The organism is Paenibacillus sp. CCS19 (assembly GCF_033239625.1).
Taxonomy (GTDB): domain Bacteria; phylum Bacillota; class Bacilli; order Paenibacillales; family Paenibacillaceae; genus Paenibacillus_T.
In genome coordinates this window covers 212,356-230,000 of the sequence record NZ_BTCK01000005.1, presented here as the reverse complement: position 1 = coordinate 230,000, position 17,645 = coordinate 212,356, and the positions used below count along the sequence as shown (strand labels likewise).

The following is a 17,645-nucleotide window of genomic DNA, read 5'->3' as shown; positions in this document are numbered from 1 at the left end:
GCATCGCGGGAAGCGAAGTGCGTAATTCGGCCTATCAGCTGCGGCTTGCAGCCCAGCTTATTGTTGCAGAATAGATGAGCGCCCCGCTGCTCAAGCTCCGTGCCGCAAGAAGGACATTCGGTCGGGAACGGTATCTCTTGTCCCTCTTCGTCATCCGCCTTGCCGAGAATCTCAGGGATGACGTCATTGGATCGACGAATAAAGACGCGAGTTCCTAGAGCGTGCTTCAGGTTCTTCCGCTCGATATCACCGATATTGTTGAGCGTACAGTTCTGTACTGTAACACCTGCGAGTTCGACGGCTTCGACACGAGCGACTGGCGTTATTTTGCCCGTGCGACCGACTTCCCAAGATACAGACTCAAGAACGGTCGTCGTTTCTTCAGCCTCGAACTTGAACGCAACGGCCCAACGCGGAAATTTATCCGTATAGCCCAGCGCCTCCCGCGTGCGCATATCCACCAGCTTCACAACAGCGCCGTCAATAAGATAGTCGAGCGTCGGACGCATCTCCGTAATGCGGGACATCTCTTGTTCGACTTCTTCTATTGTATTGCAGTACGTAACGTACGGGTTCACCTTGAACCGATTGTCGATCAGAAACTGCTGCAGCTGACGATGCGTCTCGAAAGACACGCCCTGTGCGTGACCGACATTATAGAAGAAAGCATCCAGTTTGCGCTCTGCCGTAATGCGAGGATTCTGATTGCGGAGCGCGCCCGCTGCTGCGTTGCGTGCATTCTTAAGCGGTTCCTCAGCCGTACGATTGTAGGCTTCAAGCACGGATAGATTCATAATCCCTTCGCCCTGCACTTCGATAAGTCCCTCTGTAAAAGGAATCGTGAGCGGTACAGAGCGAATCGTCTTCACCTGTGCCAGAATGCCTTCACCTACAACGCCGTTCCCCCGTGTCGATGCCTGAACCAGTCTTCCCTCGTCGTATGTCAGGTTTAGCGTCAGTCCATCATACTTCAGCTCAATGACATAAGAAGGCGTTGGGAGCGGCGTTTGAGCTGGATTCTTCGTATTCCAGTCGCTGACCGCCTTCGTTACACGCTGATTCCAAGCGCGCAGATCCTCAACGTTCTGCGCTTTGTCGAGACTCCATAGACGGGACAGATGGCGATGCGGATCAAACCCTTTGAGCAGCTCGCCGCCAACCCGCTGGGTCGGAGAATGATCCAATACAACGCCGGTCGCCTGTTCAAGGGCAGCCAGCTCATCATACAGCTTATCAAACTCAGCGTCACTGACGGTCGGGTTGTCGAGCGTGTAATAGTTGTAGCTGTGGCGTGCGATTTCGTCCGCCAGCTGCTTCATGCGTTCCAGCTGCTCAGGTGACGCGGCTCCTGCATGTTGCTCCATGGATTATCCCTCTTCCTATCCGATAATGATCCGCACTGCGCAGACACCATGCGTGCACAATGCGGAAATGGATGATTCCGTTCGATCCGTTCGCTTAAATCTTCGTGATAGGCGCAAACGCAGCCAGCAGCTTCTTCAAGCCGACCGGTGCCGGGAACGCAATGTGTACCTCGGTGTCCTTCTCGGTGCCTTTAACGGCAACGACTACGCCTTCGCCGAACTTGGCGTGGGCGACCTTGTCCCCCGCCGCGAACTGCCGCGCCGCGCCGTCTGCAGCGGCGCCTGCCCCACCCGCCGCAGAGGCGGCGGAACTCAGCGGCGAAGATACGCGCACGCCGCTGCTGATTGGCGCTGGCGCGTCACCTGAGATGACGCGCCCAGTGCCAGGGGCGCCGCCGCTTCGGTAGCCTAAGCCGCCTCCCTGCGGGCTGCCGGCGTTAGGCGCTGCGGCGCCCCCGCGGCGCACGGCAGACCATCCGCCCGCCGTGCCGCCGCTGTAGCCAAGCCCGCCGCCGCCAATGGTGCGGCCGGGCGAGGCCAATGTCTTCACGTCCTCCGGAATTTCCTGGAGGAAACGTGAAGGCAGGTTCGAGTTCGTGCGTCCGAACAGCGTCCGCATGCGAGCGCAGAGCAGGTAGAGCCTTTTCTCCGCACGGGTAATGCCTACGTAAGCAAGACGTCTCTCCTCTTCAAGCTCCTCATTATCCGTAAACGCACGGCTGTGCGGGAAGACGCTCTCCTCCATCCCGATGATGAAGACAACTGGGAACTCCAAGCCCTTCGCGCTGTGCATCGTCATGAGAATTACGGAATCCTGCGGCGTATTATCCTCTTCGTCCTTGTTCACGGTATCGATATCTGCAATAAGTGCGAGGTCTGTCAAGAATGCAACAAGCGACTTATCTTCATTGTTCTTCTCGAACTCCAGCGTAACAGACAAGAACTCCTCGATGTTCTCGACGCGCGCCTTCGACTCGAGCGTATTCTCGCGCTGCAGCTCCAGACGGTATTCGGACAGCTCGAGAATTTTCTCCGTTAATTCAGTTACGGACAAGTAGTCGACCATTCGGGTCAAATTCGCAATCATATCCCGGAACTGGATAAGCGCTGTACGCGCTTTGCCTGTTACTTCGATGCCGCCGAATTCTTCGAGCGTGCCAAGCGCGGCGTACATGGAGATCCCGCGTCGCGCAGCCTCATCGGCAATGCGGCCAACGGTAGTGTCGCCGATCCCCCGCTTCGGAACGTTCACGATCCGAGTCAGGCTGATGTCGTCATCAGGGTTGGATATTAGCCGCAGGTACGCAAGCAGGTCCTTGATCTCTTTGCGATCGTAGAACTTGATACCGCCGACGATCTGATACGGAATATCGGATTTGATCAAAATTTCCTCGATTACCCGCGACTGCGCATTCGTACGATACAAAATCGCATGATCGGCGTACTTGCGCCCTTCCTTCACATGCTTGCTGATCTCGCCGGTTACGAAATAACCTTCGTCATGCTCGGAATCCGCTTGGTACAGCGTAATCGGTTCACCAGGTCCTTGATCCGTCCACAGCCGCTTCGGCTTGCGACCCGCATTGTTGCCGATAACTGCGTTCGCCGCGTTCAAAATATTCGAAGTCGAGCGATAGTTCTGTTCGAGCAATATGGTCTTCGACTCCGGATAATCCTCTTCGAAATTAAGAATGTTCGTAATGTCCGCGCCGCGCCAACGATAGATCGACTGGTCGCTGTCGCCGACTACGCAAATGTTATGATGCTTGTCGGCCAGCATCCGGCACAGCATATACTGCGCGCGGTTCGTATCTTGATACTCGTCTACGTGAAGATAGCGGAATTTGTTCTGATAGAACGCAAGCACGTCCGGCTCTTCTTGGAACAGCTTGATCGTCGTCATGATCAGGTCATCGAAGTCGAGCGAGTTATTCGCGCGAAGCCGCTTCTGGTACTGCTCATATACATCCGCGGCAATCGTCTCGAAGTAGTCGCCGACTTTGGCAGAGAAGCGCTCCGGGGTGAGAAGCTCGTTCTTCGCGCCGGAGACCGCCGCTTGAACGGCCTTCGGCTCGATTTTCTTCGTGTCGATATTCTTCTCCTTCATAATGTTGCGAATGACGGACAGCTGATCCGCCGAGTCAAGAATCGAGAAGCTGGTCGTGAAGCCGATCCGGCTTATGTCGCGACGCAGAATCCGCACACACATGGAGTGGAAGGTCGAGACCCAAATATCGCTGCCGGACGGCCCGACCAGCTTCCCGACACGATCCTGCATCTCGCGTGCTGCTTTATTCGTAAAGGTAATCGCGAGAATGCTCCATGGCGCGACCCGCTTCTTCTCAATTAAATATGCAATACGATGCGTCAGGACGCGCGTCTTACCGCTGCCCGCTCCTGCCATAATAAGCAGTGGTCCATCTGTCGCCTGTACGGCTTCCCGCTGCTGCGGATTGAGCTTCTGAACCGCTGCATCGATATTAACGGAATTAAACATATAATCGTTGCTCCTTCACCTATAGCTAGCGTTCCAGAACGATCAATGTAGCGGTGGAAAAAAGATCGTCTAGAACTTCTTGTTCGCATCGTTGTTCGCCTGTGTAAGTCTAGTCTAGACAACGGCGGCTGAAGTGTCAATTTCAGATTTTCCATTGTTCTGCAAGAAGTGGAATGACGTGCGGATTATCGTTCCGGGACAACAAAAAGACGGCTTCTCCGGAATGGAAGAAGCTTACGCTTCCCGTTGATTTCCTTCCGAAAAAACCGCCTGGGTCTAAACTGATCGTTATTTACCCGCACTAATGGTTAATCGTATTAAGATACGCCGACCTGAACGGCTTTCACAGCTTGAACGGTCGCAAGCGCTGCGTCCAAGTTATCGTATACGATATTGCCTACAACGACTGTATGGGCAGCGCGTGCCGCCTCAGCCGCTTTGTCCGGACCATCAATGCCGCCGCCGTATATGATATGAGCCTGAGATACCGTCTCCGAAGCCCGGCGTACAAGCGACATATCGCCGAATTTGCCACTGTATTCAATGTAAATGATGGGAAGCCGCAGCAGCCGGTCGGCAGCTTGAACATAAGCAAGCGCTTCGTCCACACTCAAATCTGCATTCGCGCCGCTAACCGTTGCAGCTGTTGCTTCCCCGTTCATAATCAAATAGCCTTCACCCGCTGTAATCTCCCATGGAATCAAATGACCGAATTCCTGAAGCGCAGCCGTCTGCCTCCCGATCAGCCATTCCGCCCGCTCCGCGTTGAGTACGAGCGGTACGAGATAGTTGTCAAAGCCCGGAACCGCTGCATCCAGACTGGTTACCTCCAGCACGCAATCCAGCGCATATCTGCGAACTCGGGACATGAGGTCTACCGTATTATCATAGGTGACGCCGCTTGACCCTCCGACCATAATGGCATCCGTGCCGGACATACAAACGGCTTCAAGCGCCTCATCCGATATTTCGCGATCCGGGTCCAGCTTGAATACATGCCGCCAGCTCGTATACCATGCCCCGTTCATCTTACGTCACTCTCCGCTTCTATAACATAATGACATCAGTCTAGGACAAGGGCTGGCTTTATGTCAAACAGTCCGAACCGAATACATGAAGCGCTTCTGTTATTGAACGAGTGTCATTCCAATTCTATATTCATAATCGGACGCAGCTGTTGCGTAACAGGCTTCATGCATTGGTCGAAAAACGCCACGCTCGTCAAGCGCTCTGCAATCGGCCACTTCTGCGTGTAGGCCAACATGATAACAAATGTCCATGCCAACATACACGCAAACCATATAAAGTCCCGATAATATCGCTTGCGAAGCAGATTCTTGCCGCAGACATACAGCGTAACAAGGAAGGCAACGACGATAAGAATGGTTGTATCCATCATGGCGGTCAACCTTTCTTGTCTTTATCCGTCAAGTATTGAAACGACTTGTTGCTAAGTCCCATTCTCGTAATTCTAAACTGTACGTCCTTCTCGAGCGGCGCCTCGGCGAACACGCTGTTCCAATCCTTGCTCCACTGTTTCCATGCCTTCGGATATTTGCGATGCGCCTTCTCCGCAGCACCGAACACATCAGCCTTCATTTGCTGCCCCTGCTTCCAAGCACCCTCAAGAAGCGTTTGAATTTGCTGCGCTCCCTTACTCTCCAGCTTCTGAATGACGTCCGGCTTGTACAGATTCTGAGCACAGTCAGACTCCGATAACGCACCCGCCACATGAACCTGGGCTGTATAGCCAAGCTTCCCCTCCGTTAACTTTGCTTTCAGCTTCGTAGAAGCACGTTGAATCAGAAGCGTATCGAATCCGCTATGACCTTCCTCATCCGTGCACGGAACAACTATGGTTGTCTGCTTGACTTCGCCGCGAAGAAAAGATACGCCCAGCGACTGCTTTCGGTTCATCCAACCAATCATGCGGTCATTTTGTAAAATAGCCAATCTGCCAAGCTTAAGCTTGGATGGAATCGTCGTATGCGTGAAGGAGTCCAACGTAGACGTATCTTCCTTTCCCGAGATGAAGATTTCGGGAAGCACGCCACTCTTCGCGTCACTGGTCAGATTAATCGCCATCTGATAAACCGGAATGTTGGGCAGAATGGATGAATTCCTTGCTTCGGACATAATAATATCCTTCATCCCTTCTCCAGGGATGATCTGCAGCTGCATGAATTGCTCCAAGATCCGCCGAGCCTTGCCAGGCGTTACGAGCATGCTGACTGTCTCGCGAGGCCCTGAATTGCGAAAATAAACGTCCAGTAGCTCATTAAATCCGCGGCGCGCTACCTCTTCACTGAGAATGACGACCCTATTGTGAGCGTAGAACAACTTACGCGGGCTCTCGGAGTAACTGTGCATCATCGCCTCTCGAATCGATTTCCCTTTGGTGGAATACACGATAACAGGAGACTGAGGTGTTCCGCCTCCCGTCGTGCCTACGCCTGCAGAGATTGCGGCAGGGATAAGAACTTGATAGGAAACGATCCAATTACGGCCATCCCAGTCTATCCCGGTCGCCGACGTAATAGCCAGCTCATTCAGCTCGATGCGGTTCCAGCAGCCTGTTGTCATGACGCACAGAAACAACAGCATTGCCGCCATCACAGCTCTGCGTACCGTTATCATGGCGTTTGCGCCTCCTTGACTCCGCTCCCTCTTCTCATAAGCACACCAAGTCCGATGCAGGCAGGAATAATAATGTTAAACAGCGTTAAGAACGGTATGCTGTCAACGATTACAAAACGACCAAGCTCCGTGTTACGCGGCCAGGTAACGATCGTTGTGACGATCGCCAGTATGCTTAGTCCGAATATGACAGGCCAATTGCTCTTCAGTCTAAGCGCATGTGTAAAACAATGCACGGATGCGAATAAGAATACGGCCATTTTCACATACACGGTCATCCCCCACACCGATACGGTGTATATTTCGATTCGTTCAAGAAATTTGCCAACCTCTACAATGCCGACCGTATTAAATAACGGATACGACATCATTCGGACGACTTCCGATCCGAAAATGCTTACCGACATGACCGTTACAATAAGCAGTTGTACCGAACTGCCGACCGAACCGATTACGCTGGCCTTCATTACCGACTTCTGGTGTTTCATGAAAGGCTGAATGATTAGCAGCACCGAAACTTCTGACAGCCATAAGAACGGTGTAATTGCTGCTAATTCAATCCGGGCTGCGCCATTATCGAAGAAAGGCAGCAGTCTCTTCAAATTAATGTCGTCAAAGTTCAGCCCCACTGAAATTGGAATCACAATAATGACCAACAGTAAAACAAGAGCCGCGGAACGCGCGATCGCTTCTATACCATGTGCAATCGAGAATGCCGCTACCGCAACCATTACAGCGATAAGCATAACGATCGGCGTCTCGTCCAGCACCATATCCGAAATGAAGTTAGCGAACTGTCTAACGATCATGCAGAAGGCATTGAAATAATAGATGCCGAAAAGCAAGCCCAGCAATATGCCTACCGTTCTGCCGAATTGACTCTCGATCCATTCAATAAACAACAATCCAGTATTCTTTCTGCAGATCATCGCTACTGTAACGGCTAAGACGATGCCCGCAGCGGCAGCAATAGCGACCGATATCCATCCATCATTCGCTGCAAATCCAATGGTGACGCTGGGAACCGATAAGACGGCAGTCGGTGTAATCGTATTGATCACAATCGCAACGGTTTGCAAGGTAGATATCTCTGGCTTCATTTTTCAAACCCCTTCCTGATCAGGATCAGGCCTCTTGCCGCCGCCAATTCTATGCTGATTCGGAACCTGATTAGAAGACATGCCGATCGGACGCTTACGCATCGCCCACCAAGGAACACGAATGAACACGTCCTTGAGGTTGGACACGATCAAAGGCGAAAGCGGCAGCAAGTACGGCTTGCCGAATGAACGAAGTCCGCTCATATGCGCGAGCAGCACCATAAGTCCTGACATAATGCCGAACAAACCAAATGATCCTGCAAGAATCATGAGAACAAACCGTATAAGCCTTGCCGCAATCCCCATATTAACCGCAGGTATGACAAAGCTTGCGATTGCGGTGAACGAAACGACTATGACCATCGCCGCAGATACAAGCCCTGCTTGTACGGCCGCTTGTCCAAGTACGAGTGCGCCTACGATCGAAATAGCGGGTCCGATAATGCGCGGCATTCGAACCCCAGCTTCACGCAATATCTCGAATGTGATCTCCATTAGAAATGCTTCCACCAGCGCAGGGAACGGAACTCCTTCGCGCTGAGCAGCAAGGCTAATCAGCAGCGGGGTTGGGAGCATTTCCTGATGGAAGGTTGTAATGGCGATATAAAGCGACGGAAGCAGCATGGAGATAAAGAATGATGTAACTCTAATTAGGCGCAGAAACGTAGAGATGTCGTAACGCTGGTAATAATCCTCGCTGGATTGAAAAAACTTAACGAACGTAACCGGCGCGATCAGAACGAACGGAGTGCCCGACACCATAATGACGACTTGCCCTTCAAGAATGCATGCGCAAGCCGTATCCGGGCGTTCCGTATTCTGAATAAGCGGGAATGGCGTGAACGCTTTATCTTGAATGAACTCCTCGATATATCCGCTCTCTAGAATTGCATCGATCTTAATCTGATCGATACGGCGATGAACCTCTTTGACAACATCGTCCTGCGCAATCCCTTGCAAGTAAATGACTGCGATGTTCGTACGCGTCTCTCGCCCGACGATCTTGTAGTCGAACCGTAAATTGGGCGATTTAATAATGCGTCGAACGAGCGCCGTATTCGTACGCAGATTTTCCGTGAACCCTTCCTTCGGACCACGTACCACAGTCTGGGAGGTTGGTTCTTCCACCGACCTGCGATCTCCGCCGGTCGTGTCGATAATGATGGCTTTGAGGCTTCCCTCTACGAGGATGATGGAGCTTCCTTCGAACATCGCGTAGCCCACTTCTTCGATCGATGCTGCCGAACGGATTTTGCCGACTGCAATGGACCGATCGATAAGATGCGTGTATAAGCCATCCGTATCCTCTATTGTTTTATTGGCATCTTCCAGTAAACCCAGCAGCATCGTTCCGATCGCGGCTCCATCCACAATGCCGTCGATATAGAACAGTGAATAACGCTGATTCGGAAAAGAACGATGGGTCAACGTGCGGCACACGATATCCGGGCCTCCACCGAGAAACCGTTGGAGCCGCTCCATATTTACTTCCAGTTCAGGGACGAGCAGCTGCTCGGCATGCTGTTCGCGCTCAGCGCCCGATCGCTTGTCATCCTCTGTTGATTGCTTGTTGTTGGATGTGGACATCATCAGACTCCTCTCCTCGCTTAGTCAAATCACTGTCATCCTGATTGTCCTTCGACCGAACTTTCTTCCTCATTAACATGACAAGCAGAAGCACGATTGGAATGACGATTTGAAAAATCGGAAAGTGTACCTTTAGGTTTCTTTCGAAGCCGACATTCACCTGATGCATATAGCTCTTAAACCAGAAGGATCCGACATAGATGCCGATGCCGACCGGTATAGCCGCAATTCGCAGCTTCACACGGAACAAATACGAGAATGCGATGGACGCACCTAAGTAATAAGCCGTGAGCTTGACGTAAACCGCCGAGAACAGCAGCAGCGACACAAGCGGATCAATACGCTCAAGAATGTTGCCCAGCTCCACGAACGTCGTCGCCTGCAGAAGCGGAACTACGCTCCAGCTTGCAAACTGCCCCAGCGAGGCAATGGTGATGATGTTCATCAGCGTTATGAAAGTGCCAGCGAATATGTAGCCTTTAATCGTCATTCGCATAATAGTCCCTTTGTCGTCTACCCCCGTATAACGCCAGAACATAAGGAAGAGCACCATCTCTCCGAACGGAAATGAGATGATTTCAGGTATGGCTGCATCCCATACCGGCTTGAACCCCTTCTCGAGCATCGGCAGCAGACGATTCAAATCAATCAATCCAGCGCTGAGCAGCAGAATGAACAGAACCACATAGATCATCACGAGGATCGGAAGCAGTACTTCCACCATTCGAAAGAAAACGCCAGGTCCTCCGATGACCGCATAACCGCCAATGAAGCAAATCATCAGAATGACCATCGAGAGCGGCGTATCCGGCAGCAGGAACATAATCGATAGGTCCGCGAATTCACGCACGTTGCGAATGCATTTGTAGCTGTAGTAGATGATGTAGATAAATCCGAACATGAACCCGATGATGCGGCCAAAATACATCTGGAAGATCTCGATTAAATTGCGATTCGGCTCCAGCCTCTGAATCTGCAGCGTAACGCCGCTTAACAGCAGCAGCCCCGCCAGTACGCCTATGACGACAGACATCCATGCGTCGCGATCAGCATTGCCTCCCAATAGGAATAAGGAAGAACTGCCGATAAGGAACAATATGACGGTCGAAGCCAATTGTCTAGGCGTTATCATGGCTCGTCTGGTCCCCTCCCCGTCTTGACGCCATATTATGGATGACTTGTGTTACTTACCTTCCCCAAACAGATGGAAAATGATGCATAGAAAAAGACAGGCAGATGTCCAATGGACATCTGCCTGTCTTTCTGTAATACTATTTGACCAACTGGCCGCGCGTTACGCCAAGCTGGTTGATTGCTTTCAAGCTGCGCCATACAGACGAACCGCTAATGCGGCCATTCAGCGCATCCTCATATAATCCCATAACTTCTTGTACCTTCTCAGCCGACTCCTCGAGGAACTCGATACGGAACGAGCGAACGCCCAGCTCGATGAAGTGGTTCAAGTATTCCGCGCCCGATTGCTCGATCGCATTATAGACCGTGTTGCGGCAGCCTTCATCAACGCGTACCGGATGGGACATGCCGATACGGTCCTGCAGCGATGCCCGCGACTCTTCGCAAGGGCGGCCGCAGTTCGTAAAGTCGGTTCCTTCGCTCATGAATGTGCAGTAGACGCAGTGCTCCGTATGGAACATCGGCAAGTGCTGATGCAGCACGACTTCCAGCTGCGAGGTGTCCGCATTGCGAAGCAGGTCAACCATCTGCTGAATGTTCAAGTCGTAGGATGGCGTCACTAAGTCGCAGCCTACTTCAGTGAACAAATTCGCTGCTTTGTGGTTCGCGATATTCAGCGAGAAATCGCCAATCAGCTGCGGGAACGGTTCACCCGGCGCAGAGCTGGCACGTGCACGCAGGTAATAATAAAGCGCACCTGTGTTACGAACAAGCACAGCGTCCGGCTTCAGCTTCAAGATGTTCGCATGATAGCCGTTCTCCCCTGGCATATGAATACGCGGTGTAGCGAGTGCGATCGGCTTGCCGGCGCTGCGCGCCACTTCAATAGCTGCAGGAAACTGCTTAATAAATTCGAAATCGGCATAAATCATCGTCGCATTCGTCTTCACCGCAGCCTCAACTTGCTCCAATGTACGGCACAGCACAGTCAGGTGCGGTTCCACATCATTGTCGGCAGTCGGCTTCTTCGGCGAAGCGTCAGCGAATGCATCTACTTCGTATTTCGTATAAACCAGTGGTTTCGGACGTTCTACCGTCAACTGCTCAACCGCTGCGCGGCGAATCCGATTTAGCTCGCGAACAGGGATAATGAGTTCACCCTCGAGATTCACTTCCAGCGACTCCAGCTGATACAGCGTGCCGCCTAGACGTCCAAGCTGATCTTCGAGCAGCGCCTTGTCCATCGGACGCTTCAGCGCTTTCTCCAGCGGGATCTCGGAGATGACCTCTACCGTTGTTCCTTTCTGCACATCGGTCCACGATGTCACCATCGGCTCACCTGCCGTACCCGACACGGTGATACGCATTGGGAATACACGATAAGGCTTGTCGGTCTCGAACGTAGCACGAAGACGTTTATCAAGCGCAGGATCACTCGTCTTCCACACTTTGTCGCCAACCTTCACACGGCGAAGATCAACGTCATTGCGGCCTGGCACAATCTCGAGCACAACGCCTTCCTGTGCTTCGCCTTCAATCTTAACGCCTTGACGGCGAAGATCGTAGACGCGGCCGCCTTCTTCCTTCTTCGTCGGATCGCCTGCGTCGAAGACGATACCGTCTCCGCGCTTAAGCGGCGCATCAATGCGGCAAACTACCGCATCGCGAAGCACGCGCTCGACGCGTCCCAGATAAACGCCGCGGCTCTTCGGGAACGTTCCGTCAACAAGCTGCTTGTTGTTCGTTCCTTTGAGGAAGCCGTGCGTGAAGCCGCGCGAGAAGCTTTGCTGCAGCTCGCGAACCTCTTCCTTCGATGGTTCTGTAGGCAGGCCGTCGAAGTAGTTGTCGATTACTTTGCGATATTTGCTGACGACGTTCGCTACATATTCAGGACTCTTCAGTCGGCCTTCGATCTTGAAGGAAGTGACGCCGGCTTCAATCAGCTCCGGAATAATATCAATAGCAGCCAAATCCTTCGGCGAGAGCAAATAAGCGACATCGCCCATCGGCTTCTGCTCGCCATCGACCATCAGGTCATACGGCAGTCGGCATGCCTGCGCGCATTCGCCGCGGTTGGCCGAACGTCCGCCCCACATCTCGCTCGTCAAACATTGGCCGGAGTACGATACGCATAATGCACCATGCACGAATACTTCCATCGGCAGCTTCGCTTGCTCGCCAATCTTCTGAATTTGCTTCAAGTTGTTCTCGCGTCCAAGCACGACCCGCTCCATATCGAACGGCTTCGTGAATTCAACCGCTTCCGGCGATGTAATCGTCATCTGCGTCGAGCCGTGAATCGGGAAGTCCGGAGACATCTCGCGAATCAGCTTCACAAGGCCAAGGTCTTGTACGATTACCGCATCTACACCTGCATCAATGCAAGCTTCAATCAGCTTCTTCGCATCGTTCAATTCATCCTCGAACACAAGAATATTGAACGTGAGGAAGCCCTTCACGCCGTAGCTATGCAAGAACGCCATAATCTCTGGCAGCTCATCCGTCTGAAAATTGTTCGCGCGCGCACGCGCATTAAACTTCTCTACACCAAAAAATATCGCGTCGGCACCATTGGCCACAGCTGCCCGCATGCAATCCCAATCGCCTGCAGGCGCCAGAAGCTCAATGTCTCCTCGCGTAATTTGTTTCGTCATTACTAGATCCGCCATCCTTTGTCTTACATTCTATCCTCTAAGTGTACCAGAGCAGACATACTGATTCCACCGGCAAATAATAAGCGCCGCACCAGATCATGATCCGGGCGGCGCTGCAATAAGCTTAAAGCGTAAATGTCAGTGACTTCAGAACATTATCGACATGTGCACGATAAGCCTGCGTGTCATTCGACTGCTGAACCGTAAATTGAAGAATATAGAGTTTACCGTTCACAGGAACGATATATACCGAAGCAGTCAATGGGCGATCAAGGTTCGGTGTCGTCATATCCAGACGCGTAACCGAAATTCCGTTAATCGTCGTCGTTGTTGTTTGCGTTACTTTGGCACCCATTTCCTGTTGATCTTTATCCGTGTTGATGAAGTTCTGGAAAGCAGACGAAAACTCACTAGCCGTATATTCATCCGTAACCGTCAATGTGAAGAAGCCATATTCCGATTCATAGTAAACACTATCTTGTTCAAAGTCTTTCTCTTGAGCGGTCCACGAAGCAGGAAGCTCGATGGAATATTTATATTTCTTGCTTGTTTTCTTAACGACTTGGTTGTCCAGATCCTCGTCATCCATCTCGCTGAAGTTGCTGTCAACGTACTTCGTATCAATCAGCAATGAGCTTACGATGGATTCGAACAGCGCTTTCCCCTTCGATGCAACTTCCTGAATCGAATAGAAGTTGATGCTGTATTTGTGATCGCCAGCTACAAGGAACAAATCGTATTCCGTGTACCATTTTGTTTTGTTAAACGAGTACTCGTACTTGAGCACAGCGCCTTGACCGTTCTTCAGTTTAATGTTCGACTCTTCGAAGTTGCGGATATATTCGCTTGCGAATTCATTCTCGAGCTTCTTACGCTCAGCCGTTCGCCATTGCTCAGCGGTTTCATTATTCTGCACCGATTCGATAGCGAAATCGATAAGACCCTCGTCCTCTTTGTAGAACACTGGCGTAGGCGATTCGGTATCCCGGTTCCATTGAACAGGGAGCTTCACTTCAAGTCCATAATCTTCGTCATGAATAGTAATAAGTCCGTTTACAACTTTCGTTACGTCTTTCAGTGTACGATCCGACTTATTAAATGACAGCGTAAAGCTATCGAGCAAATCCTGATATTTGTTAAGCGCATCTCTTGTAGCTGCCTTGGCTCCTGACATTACAATGAAGATCCGATTATCCTTCTGCGTACCGCGATATTCGAAGAACCAGCCGTCACGGCTTTTTGTAACCATTTTCTCGTAAGAAACACCGCTTACCGAAATACTTTTCTTCTCCATGACGAGCTCGTTATCATCAAAATAAGTTTGGATATGATCGCGAAGCTCTTCCTTGGTCAGCGTGTCTTCGATATCATCCACAGCAACGATAACGCTTGGATCACCCGAACCGTCCGACCATACCGTCCAGTCACCGCTATCGCTCTGGAACGACAGCGAAAGGTCCGTTGGATAATTCATGCTCCAGCCATAGTAGCTGTCGCCTACCTTCGTCTTGCCTGCATCCGTATCGATGCCCGTTACACTGCCTGTATCTGTTGTTGCAGTTTGACCTGCAACTTTACCCGTAATCGTAATCTGATTACCGCTTGGCACAACCGTTGCTCCGAATGCTTGTGCGATCACACGCACCGGCACCAATGTAACGCCGTTAACGATCTTCGGCGCTGTCGTTAGTTTGGAAACTACGCCGTTGACCTTCACGTCCTTGCTTCCGATCGTAAGGACAACAACCGTACTGTTATAGGTAAGCGTAATGATTTTGTTCTTCTCCAGGTTCAATTTGGCTCCAAACGCCTTGTTAATTACACTAAGCGGAACGAGAGTGGTCCCGTTTTCTTTCACTGGCGGCTGAATCTTCGAGGCTGTGCCATTAATTGTGACTGTCGGACTGCCGATCGACAGCTTGATTTCAACCGTATCCCCTGCAGCAGCGCTAGCTGCCAGAGGGAAGCATGCAAGAAGCATACATAGCGCAGTCATAATGACTAGCAAACGTTTCGTCATATATTCGATCTCCTCTATCGTTATAAATTAGTTCTGAGTCCATTTGCTAAGCTTGATTTTCTTCGTCACGATGTCGCCATCAGCCAGAAGCGTTACCTCTACCGACTGATCTGGCAGGTAGGATTTCAGCAGTTCGTTCACTTCAACAATCGAGGAGACTTGCGTATCTGCTATCGCATACAGCTGATCTCCGGTCTGCAGCCCTGCACTCTTCGCCGTATCGCTCGTAACCTTCGTGATCGTAAGCGGCTCATCTGTTGGCAGACCTACGATAGCAGACCAGCTTTCCTCGAGCTCAACGCCTAGCGATGCGCGGTTCACTTTGCCGTATTTGACAAAATGGCTGAGCACATACTGCACCGTATCCGCCGGTATGGAGAATCCGAGGTTGTCCACATCGTCGCTGACGAATTTCATCGAGTTGATGCCGATCACTTGACCTTTCATATTGACGAGTGGTCCTCCGCTGTTGCCCGGATTAATCGCTGCATCAGTCTGCAGCAATCTGTAATAGGAGGAGACCGAGCGGTTCATGCCGCTAAGAATTCCGCTGGTCGCTGTATTGCGGAGCGAGAACGATACCGGCGTACCGATCGCCACTACCTGTTCCCCTGCTTGAATACTGAGCGGCAGCGTCGCAAACGTAACAGGCTGGAGTCCCGTCGCATTGATTTTGACCACCGCAATATCGCTTGTCTCGTCAATATAGAGCGTCTTGCCGTTAAACTGCTTACCGTCAGCGGTTACGACGACGATATTCGTCAAGTCCTTCACTACGTGCGCATTCGTCACAATCTGTCCGTCGGCTTTCCATACAAAGCCTGTACCATGAGCGAGCGCATAGCGATTGTCATAGCCCTTGACCTTGCCGATAATGCCTACGACAGATGGCGATACCTTCTTTACTACATCCGTAACTTGGTTTGCTGGCGTATAGGCATATTGACCGCTCTTCGCGTCATATGTTCCAGTTCCGCCAAGCGCATTCGTCATGGCGCTTGCTTTGACGTATACCTCGCCGTTGATTACCTTCGCATCCAGCGAAATCGCATTTCTCGAGGAATTGCTGCTTGCAGCCCAGGCGCTGCCGACTAAGCAGAGCAACGCTGCGAAGCTTGCGATTGCAATTCGCAGCACCGCTTTCTTCATTTCTATTGGCCCCTCTCAAACGACGTATGTATAACTAAATTTTACCTACTAACTCTACTATAATTTGGGTTATCGCACAATTAAATATATTCTAAATTCTAAGGTTATCTCTCCTGTATTCAAGTAGAAATACATTTTAGGAATAACTGTCAAACTCAAGCAAACCAAATCTACTCCATCTCGTTGTGTTGATGGCTAAAACGGACATAAATGCAGCATTTCCTAGGGTTATTCCATCCATTTGGGCATGATATAATGGGTACAAGCTGTTCAGCTTATGACATATTGGATCTACATAAATCAAATAATCGGGAGGCTATGCTCACATGAAACTTGGTGTATTCACTGTATTATTCGGAGGCAAACCGCTGGAAGAGGCTCTTGACTATATCGCTTCTAAAGGCCTTGATGCCGTAGAGCTTGGAACAGGCGGCTATCCTGGCAACGCGCATTGCGATCCTGATGCTTTGCTTGCGGATGCCGGTAAACTTCGCGCGTTCAAGCAAGCCATTGAATCCCGCGGTCTGATGATCAGTGCATTGAGCTGTCATGCGAACCCGCTTCATCCTCAGAAAGCGCTCGCAGAGCCAGACGATGCGGTTATTCGCAAAACGATCGAACTTGCTAACCGACTGGAAGTGCCGGTTGTGAATACGTTCTCCGGATGCCCAGGTGATCATGAGGGTGCCAAATACCCGAACTGGCCAGTTGCGCCTTGGCCGAACGATTATCAAGATATTCTGAAGTGGCAGTGGGAAGAGAAAGTGATTCCGTACTGGACAGAGATCGGCGGCATTGCAGAGGCTGCGAATGTCAAAATCGGTCTTGAGCTGCACGGCGGTTTCTCCGTACACAGCCCTTCGACGATGCTGCGTCTGCGTGAAGCGGCCGGCAAATCGATCGGCGCTAACTTGGACCCAAGCCATATGTGGTGGCAGGGTATCGATCCTGTACAAGCCGTTCGCATTCTTGGACGCGCTGGCGCAATCCATCACTTCCATGCGAAGGATACGTCGATCGATCCGATCAACGTTAACGCGCACGGCATTACGGACATGCAGCCTTATACGCAAATGCTGGACCGCGCATGGCAGTTCCGGACGGTCGGTTTCGGCCATGACCTGAAAACATGGGCGGACATCATTAGCGAGCTGCGTCTTGTCGGCTATGACTATGTTGTCAGCATCGAGCACGAAGACGGACTCATGTCGATCGATGAAGGTTTCTCCAAAGCGGTTCAGAACCTGCAGCAGGTACTCATCCGCGAACCGCTGGGCGAAATGTGGTGGGTATAGGGGCCAGGCCCCTATGACTCCATATAAATTCCTTTTAGAAAGGATTGTAGGGGCTTGGCCCCTATGATCCTTTTTTATTTATTTCTACCCACCCAAACCCTCCCTGCAAGGAAGGGCCCCAAAGGTCTTGTGACCTCTGGACTCCTCACAAGGACGCGGCTTTGTTTACGCTCGAACGTGTGCACGCTCTTGCCGCATCCGCGGCAAA

The 17,645-nt window shown here is 51.4% G+C and carries 12 protein-coding genes (1 of these 12 running past the window's edge); 1 reads left to right on the top strand and 11 read right to left on the bottom strand.

The window, feature by feature from the left end:
• From ligA to SBI19_RS06700, 11 genes are all read right to left on the bottom strand, one after another.
• Positions 1-1,364 carry the 5' portion of an NAD-dependent DNA ligase LigA gene (ligA, locus tag SBI19_RS06750; RefSeq protein WP_317966246.1) on the bottom strand. 682 nt of this gene lie to the left of the window's left edge, so the window shows 1,364 of its 2,046 coding nt (coding positions 1-1,364); the start codon lies at positions 1,362-1,364; the stop codon falls past the left edge of the window.
• Between the two features lie 94 nt (positions 1,365-1,458).
• On the bottom strand, positions 1,459-3,861 hold the full coding sequence (gene pcrA, locus SBI19_RS06745) for a DNA helicase PcrA (protein WP_317966244.1): 2,403 nt from the start codon (positions 3,859-3,861) through the stop codon (positions 1,459-1,461).
• A gap of 317 nt (positions 3,862-4,178) precedes the next feature.
• A complete protein-coding gene (gene pcrB, locus SBI19_RS06740; RefSeq protein ID WP_317966242.1) occupies positions 4,179-4,889 on the bottom strand; it encodes a heptaprenylglyceryl phosphate synthase in 711 nt (236 codons plus the stop codon).
• A 113-nt stretch (positions 4,890-5,002) separates the two neighbouring features.
• Positions 5,003-5,260, bottom strand: a complete 258-nt coding sequence (locus tag SBI19_RS06735; RefSeq protein WP_317966240.1) for a hypothetical protein — start codon at positions 5,258-5,260, stop codon at positions 5,003-5,005.
• Positions 5,261-5,265: 5 nt separating this feature from the next.
• Positions 5,266-6,498, bottom strand: coding sequence for a Ger(x)C family spore germination protein (locus SBI19_RS06730; RefSeq protein ID WP_317966238.1), 1,233 nt, complete (start codon positions 6,496-6,498; stop codon positions 5,266-5,268).
• The gene (locus SBI19_RS06725; protein WP_317966236.1) at positions 6,495-7,598 is read right to left on the bottom strand and encodes a GerAB/ArcD/ProY family transporter; all 1,104 of its coding nucleotides are present in this window, start codon (positions 7,596-7,598) and stop codon (positions 6,495-6,497) included. Before SBI19_RS06725 ends, SBI19_RS06730 begins: the two co-directional genes overlap by 4 nt.
• Positions 7,599-7,601: 3 nt before the next feature.
• A complete protein-coding gene (locus SBI19_RS06720) occupies positions 7,602-9,185 on the bottom strand; it encodes a spore germination protein (protein ID WP_483312251.1) in 1,584 nt (527 codons plus the stop codon).
• A complete protein-coding gene (locus SBI19_RS06715; RefSeq protein ID WP_317966232.1) occupies positions 9,148-10,317 on the bottom strand; it encodes a GerAB/ArcD/ProY family transporter in 1,170 nt (389 codons plus the stop codon). The genes SBI19_RS06720 and SBI19_RS06715 overlap by 38 nt, the downstream gene beginning before the upstream one ends.
• A 139-nt stretch (positions 10,318-10,456) precedes the next feature.
• Positions 10,457-12,973, bottom strand: a complete 2,517-nt coding sequence (locus SBI19_RS06710; protein ID WP_317966230.1) for a U32 family peptidase — start codon at positions 12,971-12,973, stop codon at positions 10,457-10,459.
• A 124-nt stretch (positions 12,974-13,097) separates the two neighbouring features.
• Positions 13,098-14,993: a stalk domain-containing protein gene (locus tag SBI19_RS06705; RefSeq protein ID WP_317966228.1), complete on the bottom strand. Its 1,896-nt coding sequence runs from the start codon at positions 14,991-14,993 to the stop codon at positions 13,098-13,100.
• A 27-nt stretch (positions 14,994-15,020) separates the two neighbouring features.
• Positions 15,021-16,142, bottom strand: a complete 1,122-nt coding sequence (locus SBI19_RS06700; protein WP_317966226.1) for a S1C family serine protease — start codon at positions 16,140-16,142, stop codon at positions 15,021-15,023.
• Between the two features lie 326 nt (positions 16,143-16,468).
• Here SBI19_RS06700 and SBI19_RS06695 point away from each other — a divergent pair, with 326 nt between their 5' ends.
• The gene (locus tag SBI19_RS06695) at positions 16,469-17,437 is read left to right on the top strand and encodes a sugar phosphate isomerase/epimerase family protein (RefSeq protein ID WP_317966224.1); all 969 of its coding nucleotides are present in this window, start codon (positions 16,469-16,471) and stop codon (positions 17,435-17,437) included.
• Positions 17,438-17,645 lie beyond the last annotated feature (208 nt).